General features: G+C 61.2%; 15 protein-coding genes and 2 pseudogenes. 9 read left to right on the top strand and 8 right to left on the bottom strand.

The genetic code is table 11. The features are described from left to right. Positions 1–81: 81 nt before the first annotated feature. From rpe to C6366_RS09120, 3 genes and pseudogenes are all read right to left on the bottom strand, one after another. On the bottom strand, positions 82–753 hold the full coding sequence (gene rpe / locus C6366_RS09130) for a ribulose-phosphate 3-epimerase (protein ID WP_107737228.1): 672 nt from the start codon (positions 751–753) through the stop codon (positions 82–84). An 18-nt stretch (positions 754–771) separates the two neighbouring features. Beyond that, positions 772–1,587: a phosphoribulokinase gene (locus C6366_RS09125; RefSeq protein ID WP_233248444.1), complete on the bottom strand. Its 816-nt coding sequence runs from the start codon at positions 1,585–1,587 to the stop codon at positions 772–774. Positions 1,588–1,767: 180 nt separating this feature from the next. After that, positions 1,768–2,498 (bottom strand): annotated as a pseudogene (locus tag C6366_RS09120) (fructose-bisphosphatase class II family protein); the annotation flags it as partial. 11 nt (positions 2,499–2,509) lie between these two features. Here C6366_RS09120 and C6366_RS09115 point away from each other — a divergent pair. The 8 genes and pseudogenes from C6366_RS09115 to C6366_RS09075 all read left to right on the top strand — a co-directional run. Further along, positions 2,510–3,025 (top strand): annotated as a pseudogene (locus tag C6366_RS09115) (hypothetical protein); the annotation flags it as partial. 130 nt (positions 3,026–3,155) lie between these two features. Then, entirely contained in the window at positions 3,156–4,436 is a 1,281-nt protein-coding gene (gene serS / locus C6366_RS09110) for a serine--tRNA ligase (protein ID WP_107737224.1), read from the top strand. A gap of 242 nt (positions 4,437–4,678) precedes the next feature. Further along, complete coding sequence (locus C6366_RS09100; RefSeq protein WP_107737221.1) at positions 4,679–5,872, top strand: ABC transporter ATP-binding protein; 1,194 nt, start codon at positions 4,679–4,681, stop codon at positions 5,870–5,872. A 530-nt stretch (positions 5,873–6,402) separates the two neighbouring features. Further along, positions 6,403–7,746 (top strand): KamA family radical SAM protein, encoded by a 1,344-nt coding sequence (locus tag C6366_RS09095; RefSeq protein ID WP_233248441.1) that lies wholly within the window; start codon positions 6,403–6,405, stop codon positions 7,744–7,746. Further along, the gene (locus tag C6366_RS09090) at positions 7,743–8,864 is read left to right on the top strand and encodes an ATP-grasp domain-containing protein (protein ID WP_107737219.1); all 1,122 of its coding nucleotides are present in this window, start codon (positions 7,743–7,745) and stop codon (positions 8,862–8,864) included. The genes C6366_RS09095 and C6366_RS09090 overlap by 4 nt, the downstream gene beginning before the upstream one ends. Beyond that, positions 8,861–9,880, top strand: a complete 1,020-nt coding sequence (locus C6366_RS09085) for a D-alanine--D-alanine ligase (RefSeq protein ID WP_107737217.1) — start codon at positions 8,861–8,863, stop codon at positions 9,878–9,880. Before C6366_RS09090 ends, C6366_RS09085 begins: the two co-directional genes overlap by 4 nt. Next, positions 9,877–10,380 (top strand): GNAT family N-acetyltransferase, encoded by a 504-nt coding sequence (locus tag C6366_RS09080; RefSeq protein ID WP_107737216.1) that lies wholly within the window; start codon positions 9,877–9,879, stop codon positions 10,378–10,380. The genes C6366_RS09085 and C6366_RS09080 overlap by 4 nt, the downstream gene beginning before the upstream one ends. 34 nt (positions 10,381–10,414) lie before the next feature. Beyond that, entirely contained in the window at positions 10,415–10,762 is a 348-nt protein-coding gene (locus tag C6366_RS09075) for a DMT family protein (protein ID WP_031386998.1), read from the top strand. Positions 10,763–10,768: 6 nt separating this feature from the next. On the opposite strand, the gene C6366_RS09070 is transcribed toward C6366_RS09075, so the two are convergent. The 5 genes from C6366_RS09070 to C6366_RS09050 form a co-directional block, all read right to left on the bottom strand. Then, entirely contained in the window at positions 10,769–11,134 is a 366-nt protein-coding gene (locus C6366_RS09070) for a DUF4258 domain-containing protein (RefSeq protein WP_199221474.1), read from the bottom strand. Positions 11,135–11,216: 82 nt separating this feature from the next. Next, positions 11,217–13,460, bottom strand: a complete 2,244-nt coding sequence (locus tag C6366_RS09065) for an NADP-dependent isocitrate dehydrogenase (RefSeq protein WP_107737214.1) — start codon at positions 13,458–13,460, stop codon at positions 11,217–11,219. A gap of 170 nt (positions 13,461–13,630) precedes the next feature. Beyond that, on the bottom strand, positions 13,631–14,368 hold the full coding sequence (gene pgl, locus C6366_RS09060) for a 6-phosphogluconolactonase (protein WP_107737212.1): 738 nt from the start codon (positions 14,366–14,368) through the stop codon (positions 13,631–13,633). Positions 14,369–14,468: 100 nt separating this feature from the next. After that, complete coding sequence (locus C6366_RS09055) at positions 14,469–15,026, bottom strand: hypothetical protein (protein ID WP_107737210.1); 558 nt, start codon at positions 15,024–15,026, stop codon at positions 14,469–14,471. 229 nt (positions 15,027–15,255) lie between these two features. Continuing rightward, positions 15,256–16,773, bottom strand: a complete 1,518-nt coding sequence (locus C6366_RS09050; protein WP_107737209.1) for a lipopolysaccharide assembly protein LapB — start codon at positions 16,771–16,773, stop codon at positions 15,256–15,258. Between the two features lie 369 nt (positions 16,774–17,142). Between C6366_RS09050 and C6366_RS09045 the strand changes: the two genes are divergently transcribed. After that, positions 17,143–18,879, top strand: coding sequence for a cation:proton antiporter (locus C6366_RS09045; RefSeq protein ID WP_107737207.1), 1,737 nt, complete (start codon positions 17,143–17,145; stop codon positions 18,877–18,879). Positions 18,880–18,885 lie beyond the last annotated feature (6 nt).

Below are 18,885 nucleotides of genomic sequence, written 5' to 3'. Positions count from 1 at the left end.
GGCAATGACCGGGGTGAGTCGGTCATTGCCCCGTTCTTTCGTGGGGGGGGCGGGAGCGGATGGGCTCCCGCCCAGCAGGGGTCAGTGGTCCAGGGCGTCCATGAATGTCCGGTAGCGCTGGGCATAGGGCGGAAAACCGAAAAAGGCTGATCCCGAAACAAAGACATTCGCGCCGTGGTCGGCCAGGTCGCGGATGTTTTCCGGCGTAACTCCACCATCCACCTGAATGTGCGTGGTTCCTCCCTGCTCCTGGATCATGGCCCGCAGGCGTTGCATTTTGCCCTTGGTAAAAGGGATGAACTTCTGTCCGCCAAAACCCGGATTCACGCTCATGATCAGGACCATGTCCAGTTGTGGCAGCAGGTATTCCACCATATCCAGCGGGGTATGCGGGTTCAGGGCCACACCGCACTTTGCGCCCAGCCGGGTGATTTCGGAGACGGTTCGCTCCAGATGCGTGCAGGCCTCGGCATGGACGCAGAGCAGATTGGCCCCGGCATTCACGAAGTCGCCCAGATACCGGTCCGGCTGTTCGATCATCAGGTGGACATCAAAGAACAGTTTGCTCTTTTGTCGACAGGCCTTGATCACGGGGGGGCCGAAGGTAATGTTCGGAACAAAGGCCCCGTCCATGACGTCCCAGTGGACCCACTCCAGGCCCGCCTGCTCCAAAGCGGCCAGCTCGTCGCCGATCCGACTGAAGTCCGAGGATAATAACGACGGTGTGAGAATGAACGGATAATCGCGTGACATGACACGTCTCCTGGAGGGCTAAAGATTCATCTTGACTTTGTACAAGTGGTAGCTGGTCAACAGTTGGGTAATGGCCAGGGGGTAACTGATCTGCGTGCTCTGACCGTCGAAGTACTCGCCGATGCCTTCCGTGGTCAGCCCGTCCGCCCCGGGGAGGTAGTCCATGATGATGGACATCAGAGTCTCGGCGGTGATCTGTTTAATCTTCCAGGTAATTTCAAGAATGTCAACTGGTTGGCCGCAGTCGCGGCTCAGGTTGAAGGAAAGGCACCGCTCCTTGATCTCCGGGCGCTCGTCGATGAATTCGGAGAAATCCGGGTGTTGGATGATGGGCCGTAAAATCAACTTGTTGCTCAGGTGGCCTCCGGCCTCCTCCTCATAGCCTTCCGGCCGGTAAAACGAGCAGACGATGTCCGCGTATTGGCGCTGGGGACGGATGTATCGGGTGGAGACCTCGGTCCGCCGGTTCAGGGATTCAATGACCTGCTCCCGGGTATAGCCGCGTTTGCCCATGTCGCGCTTGATCTTCCAGATGATGCGCAGTTCCTCTTCCGGATCAAGATATATCTTGACGTCAAAGGCATCACGCATCTTTTTGGTGGAAAAGCCCAGCAAGCCCTCCACGATGACGAACTCCTTGGGAGCGATGTAGGTCGGCGCGTCGAAGTCCCCGGTACAATGGTTGTAGTTGGGCTTCAAGATGGCCTCGCCCCGGCGTAACTGGTAAAAATGGCTCTGCATGATGTCGATGTAATTGCAGTCCGGATGCAGGGCGGAAATGTTTTTTTCCTTCCGTTCGCACCGGTTGTAGCGGTGGTAGTCGTCGGAACAGATGTTCGTGACCCTGTCCGTTCCAAGATTTTTTGAATCCCCTGGCTGATGGTGGTTTTACCGGTTCCGCTGTCCCCAACGATGCCGAGCATGATGGAACGTGATCGTCGCATATTTCCTCCGGGAAGTGGTTTTATGAAATTGATTGATGATTCCGGCTTCGCGGCCTGTTTCTCTTCGCGATTAAGGCGTGAGGTAGGCAATGGAACTGAAACGCATCAGCTTGGCGAAGGAATGCCGGGCCTCGATCCTGCGGAAGGTTCCGGTTTTGCCGCGCATGACCATGGAATGGGGTATCGCGCCATTACCGGTGAACTGAACGACGTTGAGAAATGTGCCTCCGGATATCCCGGTGGCGGTAAAGAAGACGTCGTCGCTTTTGATCAGGTCGTCCACGGTCAGCACCCGTTCCAGGCTGTAGCCGGCTTGCAGCACGGCTTGTCGTTCTTCATCGGACTGGGGATCCAGCAGGCAGTGCATTTCTCCGCCCATGATCTGGATTGCCACCGCGGCCAGTATCCCTTCCGGGGTGCCGCCGGTCCCGATCATCATGTCCACTTCGCCGTCGGGCGTGGTGGCCATCAGGGCCCCGGCAACGTCGCCGTCCGTATGCAGTTGGATGCGGGCCCCGGCCTCCCGAATTTCCGAGATCAGCTCGGTATGGCGTGGTTTGTCCAAAACAAAGACGACCAGGTCGTCCACGGTTTTCTCCAGGGCCTGGGCCACGCGACGCAGATTATCGGAGACCGGTGCCTTGATGTCCATCTGGTACTTGGCTTCCGCGGGAACGGCCATATTTTCATGTAGAACGCCGGGCCCGGGTCATACATGGTGCCGCGGGGTGCCAGGGCAACCACGGCAATGGCGTTGGGTCGGCCGAAGGCCAGCAGGCGGGTGCCTTCCACCGGCCCCACTTCATCCGGCAGGTGAGTGGGCTTGGAGCGACCTGGGCGTGGATATCGTTCTGGAAACCACGGGCAAGTTTACATCCCGTGAACACTGTCAGCGGCATCTGGGCCAGGGCGCCAAAAAGGTGCTCATCGCCGCTCCGGGCAAGGACGCGGATGCCACCATCGTCATGGGCGTGAATCACCACGCCTATCAACCAGGGGAACACCGGATCGTGTCCAACGCCTCCTGCACCACCAACTGTCTGGCGCCGGTGGCCAAAGTGCTCCAGGAGCGGTTCGGCATCGAACACGGCCTGATGACCACAATCCATTCCTACACCATGAGCCAACGCATCCTGGACGGTTCGCACAAGGATCCGCTGGTTTCCGTTGATTTCAACGGCAGCACTTTCGGCGGAGTGGTGGACGGTCCATGCACCACGGTCTTGCGCCATCGGTTGGCCAAGGTGATCATCTGGTACGACAACGAATCCGGATTCAGCAATCAGTTGTTGCGATTGACCAGGATGGTGGCGAACAGTCTGGGATGAGGCGCGTCGGGCCGGAGATGGATGAATCATGAGGGCATGGGGGGGGTGATGCGGTTGCGGCATGGGTGCCGGGGTGGTAGACGCTGGTTCTTCCATGCCGTGACGTTACTACCGTAAAGAGGGAAAGCCCATGCTTGATGTCAAAATGATCCGTCAGTCTCCGGACCGGGTGCGCAAGGCCCTGGAAGACCGGGGAGCCGGGGTTGATCTGGAGACCTTTCTGGCCCTGGAGGAACAACGCCGCATGCTCTTGCGGGAAGTGGAGGCGCTCAAGGCCCGGCGCAACCAGGCTTCGGGCGAGGTGGCCAGGCTCAAACGGGCCAAGGAGGACGCCTCGGGCTTGATCGAAGAACTGTCCGTCCTGTCCGATCGGGTCAAGTCCCTGGACTCGGAACTGAAGGAATTGGACCAGCGCGTCCAGGACTGGCTGCTGGGCGTGCCCAACGTACCCCACGATTCCGTGCCTTTGGGCCGAACCGAGGCGGATAACCCCGTGTTGCGTACCTGGGGTGAGCCCGCGTGTCCGGACTTCATTCCCTTGGAGCACTGGGATCTGGGACCGCGTTTGGGCGGCCTGGATTTTGAGCGCGCCGCCAAGATCACCGGAGCCCGGTTTGCCCTGCTGACCGGCTGGGCCGCCAGGATGGAGCGGGCCCTGATCAACTTCATGTTGGACCAGCACACAGGGGAACATGGCTATCTGGAATGCCTGCCGCCGTTCATCGTCAACCGGGACAGCTTGACCGGCACCGGCAATTTGCCGAAATTCGCCGGGGATCTGTTCAAGCTGGAAGAGACGGACTTTTTCCTGATCCCCACGGCCGAAGTGCCCCTGACCAACATTCACCGCGATGAAATTCTGGCTGAGGACGCTCTGCCCCTGGCCTACGTCGCCTATACGCCCTGCTTTCGCTCCGAGGCAGGCTCCCATGGTCGGGACACCAGAGGCTTGATCCGCCAGCACCAATTCAACAAGGTGGAACTGGTCCGCTTCGCCCACCCGGACGCCTCCTACGAGGAGTTGGAACTGCTTCTGGGCCATGCCGAACGCATTTTGCAGGTACTGGAACTGCCCTACCGGGTGATCACCCTGTGCACCGGAGATATGGGTTTTTCCGCGGCCAAGACCTACGACATCGAGGTCTGGCTGCCGGGTCAGAACACCTACCGGGAAATCTCCTCCTGTTCCAACTTCGAGGATTTCCAGGCCCGACGGGCGGACATCCGCTTCAAGCCCACGGCCGGCGGCAAGCCCCGGTTCGTGCATACCCTTAACGGCTCGGGCTTGGCCGTGGGTCGGACGTTGGTGGCCATTATGGAGAACTGCCAGCAGAAGGACGGCAGCCTAGTCATTCCGCGGGCGCTGCGGCCTTACATGGGCGGGGTGGAAGTCGTGGAGCCGAGGGCATAGCGAACAGAAGGCAGGATATTTTTGTTCTCTTTAGAATCGCAATGATTTCATGGATGTAGATTGCAGAGTGCTCAAGGGAAACCCCCAGGGAGGGGCGACACCCATCGAAATCGAAATCGCTATCGAAATCGGAAAGTTGCCAGAAATCGATTTCGATCACGATTTCGATTTCGATACCGATCTAGAGCTTCCGCGGTTCGAGAACAATAATGTCCTGGAACAGAAGGACATGAAAGGTAGACATGTACGCCATTGAAGCTGAAAACGTGGGCAAGCGATATTATGTCCAGGGCATGGGGCAGCGGACCTTGTTCAATTCCCTGGCCGGGGCGTTCAGGGGGGGAGCAAAGAAGGAGTTTTGGGCCCTGCGCAACCTGAACTTCAAGGTTCCCAAGGGCAAGACCGTGGGCGTGGTCGGCCCCAACGGCTCGGGCAAGAGTACCTTGCTGGGGCTGGTGGCCGGGACCATCACCCCCACCGAGGGCGTGGTCCGTACCCAGGGCCGGATTTCTTCGCTTCTGGAGCTGGGGGCCGGATTCCATCCGGACCTGTCCGGACGGGAGAACGTCTATCTGAACGCTTCGATCCTGGGCATCCCCCGGGACTACGTCCAGAAGCGCTTCGACTACATCGTGGAATTCGCCGGGCTGCGGGATTTCATCGACACGCCGGTGAAGCACTACTCCAGTGGCATGTACGTCCGCCTGGGCTTTGCCGTGGCCGTGGAAATGGACCCGGACATCCTGCTCATCGACGAGGTTCTGGCCGTGGGCGACGCGGCCTTTCAGATGAAGTGCCTGGACCGGGTCCGACAGTTCCAGAAAAAGGGCAAGACCCTGTTCCTGGTCTCCCACGCCCTGGAAACCGTGGGCGAGTTCTGCGACGAGGTGATGCTGATCCACGACGGGCAACTTTTGGACCAGGGCGATCCGTCCACTGTGATCCTCAGCTACCTGAAATCCTACATGGTGCGCATCGGGATGCTCAACGTGGAGGAGCACGGCACCCGTGACGTGGAGATCGAAGAGGCCCTGCTTCTGGACGAAACCGGCACGGAAACGAACATCTTCGAAGCCGGCGGGGAGATGATCGTGGAGGTCCACTACAAGGCCAAGAAGCCGATCGACAAGCCGGTCTTCGGCTTCAACATCAAGACCGGTAACGGAATTTACGTCTTCGGTTCCAACACCCAGATTTCCAAAACTTCCATCGAATTCATCGACGGACGGGGAACCATGCGCCTGCGCATCGCGCCGTTGACCCTGAAAAGAGGCAACTTCTTCCTCTCCCTCTCCATCCACTCCTGGGACCACGCCACCCAGTTCCACCGCCTGGAGGACTGGTATCCGTTCATCATCCGGGATGCCAGCGAATCGCCGGGCTTGGTGCATTTGAACACGCAGTGGGAGTTGGAGCCGGAAGCGACGGGCGGGTGAATTGTTGAACTTATCCGCGCCTTTTCCGCCATCTCGTCACCTTGAACCCAAAAAACGGTTTTTGGGAAATCGCGGAGGCTTTTGACGACGACTTCGTTGCTACTTGTTGAAGTGTATTCTCTTTGTAAATCAGCATACTGCGTTTTTTAGTCGTTCTCGCCCTGTCTTTTTGAGTTTGTTTTTTTGCATCAAAATGGCCCCTCATCTCGCGTTTTACCCGTCGTATTCGTCCTCGGACCATGGTTTCATGGACTAATTTTCATTCCGGCATAATTTTTTTCTTTATTTATTTCTAAGTGTTATAAATTTCTCTCCATGCCCGGGACGGGCAAGCACCCCTCCTTTCCATCCATCCCCTCTTGTTTTTTTCAAAGTTTCGTTGAAAATGGCCTCTTCTTTTTTGTCTCCCTCGGACGTCACCCGTGGTGATGTCAAGGTAACTTCTTGATGTCAGGTGGTTACTTTTTGGGAGTCGCGCATATTGATGTATTATTCCGGGACGACCTTCCGGAGCATCACGAGGCCAATTCATGGAAGAAATCTTGGAGATGGACAGCGAGCCTCCCGCTTTATTGCGCGACGCGGGCATCGGCTCTGGACCGGAGTCCGGATTCACCGGACTGCTGGACGGCGTGATCGGCCAAACTTTTGGCCGTCCCTGGGGTGGATTCGCGACACGCAAATCCACGAAACCTTCCTTTCCCCTCAATCCTCGCTCCGCGGCCTTTCTGGCCAAGCACTATCCTCAAACCAAGCCCGGCCAATGGAACGACTGGCGCTGGCAACTGAAGCACCGGGTCACCTCTCTTGATGAGCTGGAACGGATGCTCGTACTTTCCGACGCGGAGCGCGAAGCTTTGCGTCCGGACCTGAGCATGTTGCCCATGGCCGCGACGCCCTACTACCTCAGTCTGGTGGATGCCCGCGACGCCCACGATCCCTTGCGGCGGTGCGTGATCCCGACCATGGCGGAGCACCATGTCCTTCCTTGCGAACAGGGCGATCCCCTGGCCGAGGAGCACGACAGTCCGGTGCCGGGACTGGTCCATCGTTATCCGGACCGGGTGCTCTTCCTGGCCACGGATTTCTGCTCCACGTATTGCCGATACTGCACCCGCTCCCGGCGCGTTGGACAGGGATCGGGTCACGGCCAGGATCTGGCGCAAGGTCCGGGCCGTTGGGAATCGGCCTTGCGCTACATCGCCCGCAATTCCGTGGTGCGCGACGTGCTGGTTTCCGGCGGCGATCCCCTGACCATGACGGACCACGCCCTGGAGTACCTGCTCCAGCGGCTGCGGGCCATCCCGCATGTGGAGATCATCCGCATTGGGACCAAGGTGCCCATGGTCCTGCCCCAGCGGATCACCACCGGCCTGGTCCAGATGCTCAAGCGCTACCATCCGCTTTTCATAAGCATCCACTGCACCCAAGCCGAGGAGTTGACCCCGGAGGCGTCCGCTGCCTGCACCCGGTTGGCGGACGCCGGCATTCCCCTGGGCGGGCAGACCGTGCTGCTCAAAGGCGTGAACGACTCCGTACCCGCGCTGACCAGTCTGTTCCAGGGCCTGCTGCGCAACCGCGTCCGACCCTATTACCTCTACCAGTGCGACCAGGTGGTGGGGACCAGCCATTTTCGGACCCCGGCAACCAGAGGCCTGGAGATGATCCAGGGCCTGCGCGGCCACACCTCGGGCTACGCCGTGCCCCACTTCGTGGTGGACCTGCCCGGCGGCGGAGGCAAGACACCATTATGCCCGGAGTATCTCCAAGGTCGAGTCGGGGAAGATCTGGTGTTCAGGAACTTCGAGGGGGCAACGTTCCGCGTGCATGATCCGGAGCCGTTCGCCTCGCGGGAATCAGGAGGTGGAGCATGAAAATCGGACTGACTTACGACCTGCGCCGGGACTATCTGGCCCAGGGCTATACGCTGGAACAGACCGCGGAGTTCGACAGCCCGGAAACCATCGAAGCCATCGAGGCCGGTATTCGCTCCATGGGCCTGGAAACGGAGCGCATCGGCAATCTGGACGCGGTAATGCGCGCCCTGGGCGCGGGGCGACACTGGGACATGGTCTTCAATATCGCCGAGGGGCTGCGCGGTTTCAGCCGCGAGTCCCAGGTGCCGGGCCTGCTGGAGGCATACGGAATTCCTTGCACCTTTTCCGATCCGCTGCTGCTTGGCCTGTGCCTGCACAAGGCCATGACCAAGCGGGTGCTCCGGGACCTGAAGCTACCCACGCCGGACTTTGCCCTGGTGGAATCTTTGGCTGATCTGGAGTCCGTGAACCTGGCGTTCCCCCTATTCGCCAAGCCCGTGGCCGAGGGCACCAGCAAGGGCGTGGAGTGCGCCAGCCTGATCCAAACCAGGGAAGAGCTGTCCCGGACCTGCGCGGACCTGCTGCGCCGCTTTGACCAGCCGGTACTGGTGGAGCGCTTTCTGTCCGGCCGGGAGTTCACCGTGGGCGTCGTCGGCACGGGGAAGCGCGCCAGATCCTTGGGCGTGATGGAGGTGCTGCTTCTGGAAGGCGCGGACCGACTGATCTACTCTCAGGACAACAAGGAAGAGTACGAGGAGCGGGTCCGCTACCGGCTGGTGGAGGGCGTGGAAGGAAATATGCTGTCCCTGCTGGCCCTGGAAACCTGGCGCGGTTTGGGGGCCCGGGACGGAGGGCGAGTGGACATCCGCCTGGATGAACACGGCGCGGCCCAGATCCTGGAAATCAACCCCCTGCCCGGCCTGCACCCGGTGCGTTCGGATCTGTCCATTCTGTGCGGCTTTCAAAGCATCGCCCATCGGGATTTGATCCGGATGATCATGGAGTCGGCCCTGGAACGGCTGAAGGTGCGAAATGAGGCCCTTGGCCAAGAACCGGACCACGGGGTCGTATCCGCCGTCCGGCTTGCGCCGGACTGTTTCCATCCCCAGGAATCTGGCGACGTCTCAAAAATGGACCTGAGAGAACACGATCAGCCGCTGGTCCGGGCCGCGTGAAGATCCTGGTGGCGCACAGCCCGCTGGAAGAGGCGGCCTCGCTGGACGACGCGGATGTTTTGGCCCAGGTCCGGGCCGTGGCCGAGGCCGCGACCCGGCTGGGCCATTACGTGGAGGTCCGGCCCTGGCCCGACGTCGCGCTCACGCCCGGCGCTTCCAATGCCCCTGGCCCGTTCCCGGACGTCGCGGCGGATCTGGTCGTCAATCTGGTGGAGAGCATTCAGGGCTCGGCCCGGCACGTGCATCACATCCCGGACATCCTGGTCCGGCATGGTCTGCCCTGCACCGGCAGCCCGGCCAGAGCCCTGGAGCGCTCCACCAGCAAGCTGCTGGCCAAGGCCGATCTGACCGGGGCCGGATTGCCCACGCCGGTCTGGCTGGACCACCAGGGCCGGGGCAACGAGGTCTTCCCCGGCACGTACATCGTCAAGTCCGTCTGGGAACACGCCTCCCACGGCCTGGACGCGGACAACGTCCTGGCCGTGATCGGCCCGGAGGAACTCATGGCCGCCATGCGCGAACGGCAACGGAATCCGGGCGGCGAATGGTTCGCCGAGGCCTATGTTCCGGGCCGGGAATTTAATCTGGCCCTGCTGGCAAACCCCGACGCGGACGAAACGTCGGTTCAGGTCCTGGCTCCGGCGGAAATCCGTTTTCTGGACTTCCCCGCGGACCAGCCCCAGGTGGTGGGCTTTCGGGCCAAATGGCTGGAGCAGAGCTTTGAGTACCAAAACACCGTGCGGGAGCTGGAATTTCCGAAGCAGGACGCGCCTCTGTTGGCCGAACTGAGCGCTTTGGCCCTGGAGTGCTGGCGGGTATTCGGCCTGGAGGGGTACGCCCGTGTGGACTTTCGAGTAGATAGGAAAGGTCGGCCCTGGATCATCGACGTGAACGCCAACCCCTGCCTTTCTCCGGACGCCGGGTTTCAGGCCGCGCTGTCGGCCTCGGGCCTGACCTTCGACACGGCCCTGGGCCGCATCTTCCGGGCCGCCATGGTTCAATTGGAGGTTCCATGAACGATCTCGTCGCGTTGCGCGGCGAGGTCCGGGCCGAGGACATTCCGGCCATTGCGGGCCTGGCCGGGGCCACGGGCTTCTTTACCGCCCAGGAGGTGGCCGTGGCAGCGGAGCTGGCCGAGGAGCGCCTGAACAAGGGCCCGGCCAGCGGGTATCATTTTCTATTCGCCGAGGACGCGGCCAAGGGTCTTATGGGCTACGCCTGCTTCGGCCCCATTCCCTGCACGATTGCCAGCTTTGATCTCTACTGGATCATCGTCGATCCACGTCGGCAGGGCCACGGCCTGGGCAAGCGCCTTATCCAGTTGGCCGAAGCTGAAATTCAGGCCTTGGGCGGCACCAGGGTCTATATTGAAACGTCCTCCCGCGATCTCTACCACCCCACGCGGCGGTTCTACGAACGGTGCGGCTACGCCCTGGAAGCCGTGCTCAAGGATTTCTACGCTCCGGGGGACGACAAGTTGATCTATTGCAAATCCCTCCCCGCGGCTCGCGCCTGAGTCGTCGGCCGTCCTCCTTCGCGAACCATCCGCCATGTTCAAACCCATCATCCTGCTCTTCTTCTCCAACATGTTCATGACCTTCGCCTGGTATGGCCATCTCAAGCACATGGCCGCCAAGCCCCTGGTCCTGGTGATCCTGTTCAGTTGGGGTATCGCCCTGTTTGAATATGCGTTGATGATCCCGGCCAACCGCATCGGCATCAATTTCTACACCCTGGGGCAACTGCGGGTGATGCAGGAAGTGATCAGCCTGAGCGTGTTCGCCGCCTTTGCCTTCGTGTACATGAAGGAGCCGTTGCGCCTGGATTATCTCTGGGCCGCCCTGTGCCTGGTGGGCGCGGTGTACTTCATGTTCAGGGGCGGAGGGCCGGTGCAGTAGTGGAGATCAGCGCCGTGATTTCTTGCGGCCCGGTGTGCGCAGGCCGCGGAAATTCCGGTTGCGGTAGGTGGTCATCACCGCCCCGTCGGAAGAGCAGACGACCTGGACGCCTTCGTAGGCGGCAAGGTTGACCCCGAGTTTGCGGCACTGCTCGACTTCCTTGCGGCCGATGACGCTGATGGCCGCGCCCCGGGTGTAGACGATCCGTCCATACTGCAAGGCGGCATCCACGGCGTCGGAAGGAATGCCCCGGGCGGTCATCCGCTGCCAGGCGTGCCGGGTCAGCGGGGCCCGGGATGTCTGGTGGGGCTGGTGAGCCTGGGGGGAGCGGGAGTCCTGCCGGGAGGACCGGTTGAGGGTTGGCTGTCGCATGAGCGCCTCCTTCATGGTTGAGGGTGGGCATTTTGTGTTCAGCCTGCACCCTCTTCCATGCAAGGATTGTGCTCAAAAAAGTCTACCCCGTGAACGAGGCCAGCAGGGCGTTGAAGGTCCGGCTCGGGCGCATGGCCGCGTTCGCCAGCTTATCGTCGGGGCGGTAATAACCGCCGATGTCCACGGGCCGGCCCTGGGCCGCGAGCAGTTCCTCGTTGATCCCGGCTTCGTTTTCTTTCAGCTTCGCGGCCAGAGGGGCGAACGTGGCTCCAAGGGCCGTGTCTTCCCGTTGCCGACCCAGTTCCTCGGCCCAGTACAAGGCCAGGTAAAAATGGCTGCCCCGGGTGTCGATCTCGCCGCATTTGCGGGAGGGTGACTTGTTGCTTTCCAGGAAACGTCCGTTGGCTTTGTCCAGGGTTTGCGCCAAGATTTTGGCACCGGGAGCACCCGCTGTGAGACCCAGGTGCTCCAGGGACGCGGCCAGGGCCAGGAACTCGCCCAGGGAATCCCACCGCAGATGGCCCTCGGCCAGGAACTGCTGGACATGCTTGGGCGCGGACCCGCCGGCCCCGGTCTCGAACAGGCCGCCGCCGTTGATCAACGGGACGATGGAGAGCATTTTCGCGCTGGTGCCCACCTCCAGGATCGGAAACAGGTCCGTGAGATAGTCCCGGAGCACGTTTCCGGTCACGGAAATGGTGTTCTCCCCGGCTCGCATCCGCTGAACGCTGAACGCGGCGGCCCGTGTCGGAGCCATGATCCGGATGTCCAGACCGGTGGTGTCGTGCTCGGGCAGATAGTCCCGGACCTTGGCGATGAGTTCGCGGTCGTGGGCCCGCTGGTCGTCCAGCCAGAAGACCGCGGGCCAGCCCGTGGCCCGGGCCCGGTTCACGGCCAGCTTGACCCAGTCGCGCACCGGAACGTCCTTGGTCTGGCAGGCCCGCCAGATGTCCCCTTGTTTCACCTGCTGTTCCAGAAGCACTTGGCCCGAAGGGGCGACGATCCGGATCACGCCCTCATCGGGGGCCAGGAAGGTTTTGTCGTGGCTTCCGTATTCCTCGGCCTTTTGGGCCATCAGGCCGACGTTGGGCACCGTGCCCATGGTCTTGGGGTCAAGAGCCCCATGAGCCTTGCAGTCGTCGATCACGGCCTGGTAGACCCCGGCGTAGCTGCTGTCCGGAATGACGAACTTGGTGTCGTGCAACGTGCCGTCCGGCCCCCACATCCGGCCCGAGGAACGGATGGCCGCGGGCATGGAGGCGTCGATGATCACGTCGCTGGGTACGTGCAGATTGGTGATGCCCTTGTCCGAGTCCACCATGGCCAGCTTCGGCCCCTTGGCCAGGGCTTCCCGGATGTCCGCCTCGATGGCCGCTCGCTGGTCTTCCGGAAGGGTGGCCACCTTGGCCAGGAGGTCGCCCAGGCCGTTGTCCGGAACCACCCGCAAGGCCGCGAAGGTCTCGGCGTGCTTTGCAAAGACGTCCTGGAAAAAGACGGACACCACGTGACCGAAGATCACCGGGTCCGAGACCTTCATCATCGTGGCCTTCAGGTGGACCGAGAACAGCAGATCCCGGTCCCTGGCGTCGGCGATCTGTTCCGCGAGGAATGCTCGCAAAGCGTTGCGGCGCATCACCGCGGCGTCCACGATGTCGTCGACGGTCAGCGCCATCCCGCCCTTCAAGGTGGTCGCCTCGCCGCTGGGGGCCACGAATTCGATCCGGGCCTTCCCGGCTGTTTCCTCGGTGATGGTGGTTGATTGTTCGCTGGAACGCAGGTCCCCGTCCCGCATGGCGGCCACGTGGGACTTGGAATCCTCGGACCACTGGCCCATGGAGTGGGGGTGCTTGCGGGCGAAGCTCTTGACCGAATCCGGGGCCCGGCGATCGGAGTTTCCTTCACGCAGCACGGGATTCACCGCGCTGCCCTTGACCGCGTCGTACCGCGCCTTGATCTCAACTTCCTCGTCCGTCTTCGGCTCCTCCGGATAGTCCGGCAGGTCGTAGCCCTTGCCTTGCAGTTCCTTGATCGCGGCCTTGAGCTGGGGGATGGAGGCGCTGATGTTCGGCAGCTTGATCACATTGGCATCGGGCTCGCGCACCAGGGTGCCCAGCTCGGCCAGGTCGTCGGGGATGCGCTGCTCCTCGGAAAGCCGATCCGGGAACTTGGCCAGGATGCGTCCGGCCAGGGAAATGTCCCGGATCGCGACATTGATCCCGGCCGCCCCGGCATAGGCCGTGACCACGGGCAGGAAAGACCGCGTGGCCAATCCCGGGGCCTCATCCACAAGGGTGTAGATGATTTCTGCGTTTTTTGCCTTTGTCATATTCCGTACTCCTGAAGAATGGATTCTCTTGATGCATGTCGGCCGGGCAATGAAAAAATGCCGCCATGCGGACACGATATCCGTTTCGCGGCAAAGGGCCGGATGTACATGACTAGGGGGCGGTTGAAAAGCTGGAAGGTCGCGGTGTCGGGCGCGGAACCTCCTCCCGTTCAGTCCGAAAAGCAGGTCACCCAGGCCATGCTCCCTTGAGGGGCCAGCAGGGCCGCGGGGAGGGTGCTTCGCGGGTCGGTCCGGGCTTCCTGGAACGCTGGCTGTTTTTTGCTTCCGGTGACCAGGGCCACGGTGGAGCGGGCGTGGTTGAGCACGGGCAGGGTCAGGGTGATGCGCGGGATGTTCGGCTCCATGCCCGGCTCGGGCACGTCGGTGACCCAGTGCTCGCGTTCGTCCAGGGCCGGCTTGCCCGGAAACAGGGAGGCCACATGGCCGTCAGGACCCATGCCCAGGAGCACGAGATCGAAGCGGGGAAAGGAGTTGATGGGGTCATTCTGTGAGGCGAACAGCCGACCCAGGGTCTGCTCGTAGTCTTGGGCCGCCTGTTCCGGCGAGGGCCGATCCGTGGGCATGGGGAAAATTTGCTCCTCGGGAATGGGCAGACTGGACAGCAGCCATTTGCGGGCCAGGCCGAAGTTGCTTTCCGGATGGTCCGGGGGAACGAAGCGTTCGTCCACCCAGCAGACGACCACTCGCTCCCAGGGGATGTTCTTGAAAAGACTCTGGGAATCGGAACGGAGCAGTTCGAAGAGCTTGATGGGCGAGCGCCCGCCGCTCAAGGCCAGGGTGATCCGTCGCGAACCGGGAACGTGCAGCGCGGCGGCGATGCGCTCGGCCGCATGGGCGTAGGCCGCTTCTGCGCTAGGGAAGTCATGGACCGTGTCTCGGGGAATCATTCGTCCTCCTAAATCGAGAAGAGATCCGGTCGATGCGTCAACGGGATGTATTATTTCGCACCGACCTCGGATAGTGAATCTCGTTCAACCGGGCGGGGGGCTACTGCGTCTGCTCCGCCCTCGCCTGCTCGTCTTCACTGACCGCCTTGGCCAGGTAGGTTCGGGTGTGGGCCATGGTGTTGGCGAAGAGCTTGGCGCCGGCCAGCACGGCGAAGGGATCGTCCTCGCGGCCGCAGCACCGCGCGAAGGCCGGACCGATGGCCTGGGTCGGATCGGCGTCGCCGGTCAGTGCGGTCATGGCCTGGACATAGGTGTTCAGCCGGGCCTTGATCGCCTCGAAATACTCGATGTCCTTGCCGATGAGCAGGGACGTGGTCTGGGACAGGTTTTCGGCGAATTCCCGGACTGCCCGCCAGTACGGCTCCAAAATCTCGTCCTTGAGCGGGTCCTCCTGTAAAAAATAGGAGATGCCCCAACCGATGCTCACGATCTTGAGCAGTTGCAGTTCATATTCCGCCGTGTTCGGGTCCACGGCTCCGTCTTTGGGCAGCCCCTGCACCAGCCATTTGATGTCCTCGCGCTCCAGGGCGAAGCCGCACAGCCGTTGGACATGGCCCTGGGGGCCGCCGGTATCGTGCTGGTCGTTGTTGGTCTCCAAGTTCCGTTCTCCTTGTGGTGCGTCTGTTTCGTTGTCAGAATGTAACTATTCAGCACATTTTGTGTCCGCTCTTGCTCCGGCAATCGGGGTCGGAGTCGGCGCTTCGCTATCGGTATCGGAGTCGGAACAGGAAGATTTTTGAACGCATAGCAACGTTTTCGATCCCGATCTCGATCCCGATCCCGATTCCGACCCCGGCATCAGAATTACTCTGTGCTGAGTAGTTACGTCAGAATAACAGATCAAGCAGGTATAACAGCCTGAATCCCCAGTGCCTGTACAGGGCGCTCCGCTCCAGACCGCGAAGGATGGCGGCCTCCTCCTGGTCAGGCGCATGCTCCCATTCGGCATAATATGGGGCCAGTCGCGTCAGAGCCCGAATGCGATACACGGTACTGTCGATCCGCTGAACCGACTTCAGGGCGGCAACAAAGTCGCCGGACCCGGCCTGGAGAGTGGCTGTGCGAAGCAATGCTCTCGAGTGGCCGGACGCTCCCGGTTTCAGCTCGCTGGCAACAGCAAGGGCGCGGGAATAGTCGCCCATATCGGCATGGGTCGTGGCCAGGAGCTGATAAACGGTGTTGCGCTCCGTGCGCTTGGTCAGCCGTGCGGCGCTTTCAAACGCCTTGTCCAGCAGCTTTGCGGCCTGGGCATGATCCTCGATTTCTACGAAGCGTTTCGCGATCGCGGCGTACGCCAACGCCTGGCTGTTGGGAGCCAAGTTCCGCACGATAGCCGATGCGTCGTTCAACGCCAGAACCGCTTGCGCCCTGAACGCCGGTTCATTCCAGGCAATGGCGGCGACTTGTCCCATGGCTCGCGCCGCATGCCAGTCATACGCCATGTCAAATTGCTTGAGCAGGGCGAACGCCTGAAAATAGTCTTCCAGTTCCGCCAGCCTTATCGCGGTTTCGGCCAAAAGGTAGGCATGCCAATACTGTATCCGCCCCTCTCCCGTCATATGACCCAGCGTATCCAGGGCAAGGTCGGGGTCACCGGACGCGAGGTGCAGACGACCAATTTCATACAGAGTGTTGCCATGGACATTGTCGTCCTCGATCCCCTTGGCCACGGCAAGGCTCTGGCCAAGGTCGCCCAGATGAACGTACTCGGATGCGATCCAGAACCTTGCCCACGCTCGGACGTCCAGCATCTCGATCCCCACGGTCGCGGCAATCGCCCGGTCGAGCAGGCTGCTTGCCGTCTTTGCATCCCCCACCTGACGATATGCCGCGGCCAGGATTCTGAGCGCATCGGGCCGAGACTGCTCATGCACCTCGCCTATCCGCGACAAAGCATCATCAAGGACCTGACGCCCAACTTCGATTTCCCCAGCCTTCGCCAGAACCTCGACAACGTCGCCGACCCCCCGCATGTATGCAGGTGACGGATCAATGCTCTCCAGAGTGGCTCTTGCAAGGTCAATCTCCCCGACTTGCGCATACTGCTGGGCTATCCCGCTCAATCGTCTTGCCCGGATTTCCGCAATCTCGATCTTTTCAGCGACTCCTTGGGCATGGTGCAGCAGGGTCGTTGCCTGTCGCACCCTGCCTCCGTCCAGCAAGACTCCGGAGACCAGCAAGAAACCCTCCACACGGTCGTAATCGCTGCCGGCCCGATAAGCCAGCGTCATCGCGGTCGTCAGCGGTGGCGGCAACTCGTCGTCAAGCTCGACCCTGTTTTCAGCTGAACACCCAAGAAGGCACAGTACCGTGACCAGGATGAGCCAAAGCGAATGTCGTTTCATAGTTTTCTCCAGGCATTGAGGCATGTTGGCGGCGTGTGGTGCAATTGCTCGATAAGGTCGGGCCTGCCCGGACGTTTTGAGCGGCATCAAGTGGCCTTGCTGGCTTGGTTGCTCCCGAAAGTTGCGCTGTAGCGATAATCATGGCCCTGTCCTCGAACCCAGATTATGGATCGTTGTCTGCTGTTGCAATCGACCGCCAGGCGAATGGCCGGTCAAAACGGCTTGCTCCAAACAAGTGGATGGGCAAGAATGGACGGGATACGATGAACATGACAGCGTAAATCGCCCGAAGCGCCGGGACGGGATCGTGGGCTTGTACGTCTGCCCACGCCGGTGCGTGAAGTCAACTTAACCTGAAGCCTGACCGCCATGAACGAAATCAACGTCGTCACCGGAATCGGCCTGTACATCATTACGGGCGGGGTGTTCGCCCTGGTCGCCAACCTTTTGCGGCAACCCTTGATTCTGGCCTACTTGGCCGCTGGGGTGATGCTGGGGGCGAATCTGGGGCTGGGCTTGCTGGAATGTCAGCACACCATCGAGACCATCGCGGATATCGGCCTGATCCTGCTGCTATTCGTCATCGGTCTGGAGATCGATCTCAAAAAGCTCCTGGCCTCGGGCCGGATTATTATCGCCGCGGGTATTTCGCAGTTTTTGCTTTGCGTCGCGTTGGCCCTGGGCTTTGCGCTGCTGGCGGGTTTTACCCTGGGCGGCGGACGTTTCGACGCCTTGTACCTGGCCGTGTCCCTGTCCCTGTCCAGCACCATGATCGTGGTCAAGCTGCTCTACGACAAGTTCGAAATGACCACCCTGCCCGGCCAGATCACCCTGGGCATTCTCGTTTTTCAGGACATCTGGGCCATAGTCTTCCTGGCACTGGTTCCGAACCTGAGCAATCCCGCGCTGGGCGTCCTGGCCTGGTCCCTGACCGAGGGCGTGTTACTGGTGGCCGTGAGCCTGGCCGCTAGCCGGTTTATCCTGCCGTGGGTTTTCGCATCCGCGGCGAACAAGCCGGAATTGGTGCTGGTGCTGGCCATCGCCTGGTGTTTTCTGGTCAGCGGAGTGGCCGAAGTACTGGGATTGTCCATGGAAATGGGAGCGCTCATCGCCGGAGTCAGCCTGTCCACGTTTCCGTACAACGTGGATGTCATCGCCAAGGTGACTTCGGTTCGGGATTTTTTCGTGATCCTCTTTTTTGTGGGCCTGGGCATGCTGATTCCCATGCCTGACGCCCAACTGCTGCTGACGGCCCTGGCCGCCTCGGCCGGGCTGGTGTTCATTCGCTTCGTTACGATTTTCCCGGTCCTTTTCGGGATGACCAGGTCCCTGCACACCAGCCTGATACCCTGCGTCAACCTCAGCCAGATCAGCGAATTTTCCCTGGTGATCCTGGCCCTGGGCCTGGGACTGGGCCATGTGGATCAACGTCTGCTGAGCCTGGTGATTATCGTCTTTGCCCTCACCTCGGTGCTGTCCACCTATGCCATCCAGTACAGCCATCAGGTGCAGGGCGTGCTGGCCAGGGCTTTACGCGCCCTGGGGCTGAGAGACCTGCATGACGAGCAGGCCCCCCCGAAGGACGTCGCCCAAAAGGACATTGTTTTCCTTGGGTTTTCTTCCGTGACCAGCTCCCTCTTGGAAGAGTTGGTCAGGGCAGCCCCTGCCGCGGGCATCCCCAGTGTCCTGGACAGGGTGCTGGTCATGGATGCCAACATCCGCGTCCATGGCCTCCTGAAAAAACATGGAGTGGCCTGCGTCTACGGCGACATAACCAACATGGACACCCTGAGCCACGCCAATTTTTCCCAGGCCAAGACGCTGATCGGCACGACTCCGGACACCCTGCTTCATGGTACGACCAACCTCCGGCTTCTGCGTTCCCTGAAACGGCTGTACCCTCGGGCTCAGGTGATGCTGGCCGCGGTCACCATTCCCGGCGCCTTGAAGCTCTACGACAAGGGCGCGGATTACGTGTTCCTGCCCCGCCTGCACTCGGCCAGGCAGGCGGCCCTGGCCGTCCTGGCCGGATTGAACGGAGATATGGCCGCCCAGGGGGCTGACGAGGCCCGCGAACTGCGGGAACGCCACGAGGTCCTGCCGTAGCCGCGG

It is taken from the genome of Desulfonatronum sp. SC1, assembly GCF_003046795.1.
Classification (GTDB): domain Bacteria; phylum Desulfobacterota; class Desulfovibrionia; order Desulfovibrionales; family Desulfonatronaceae; genus Desulfonatronum.
Note: the sequence above shows the minus strand (reverse complement) of the source record. Positions and strands in the feature narration are given on the sequence as shown.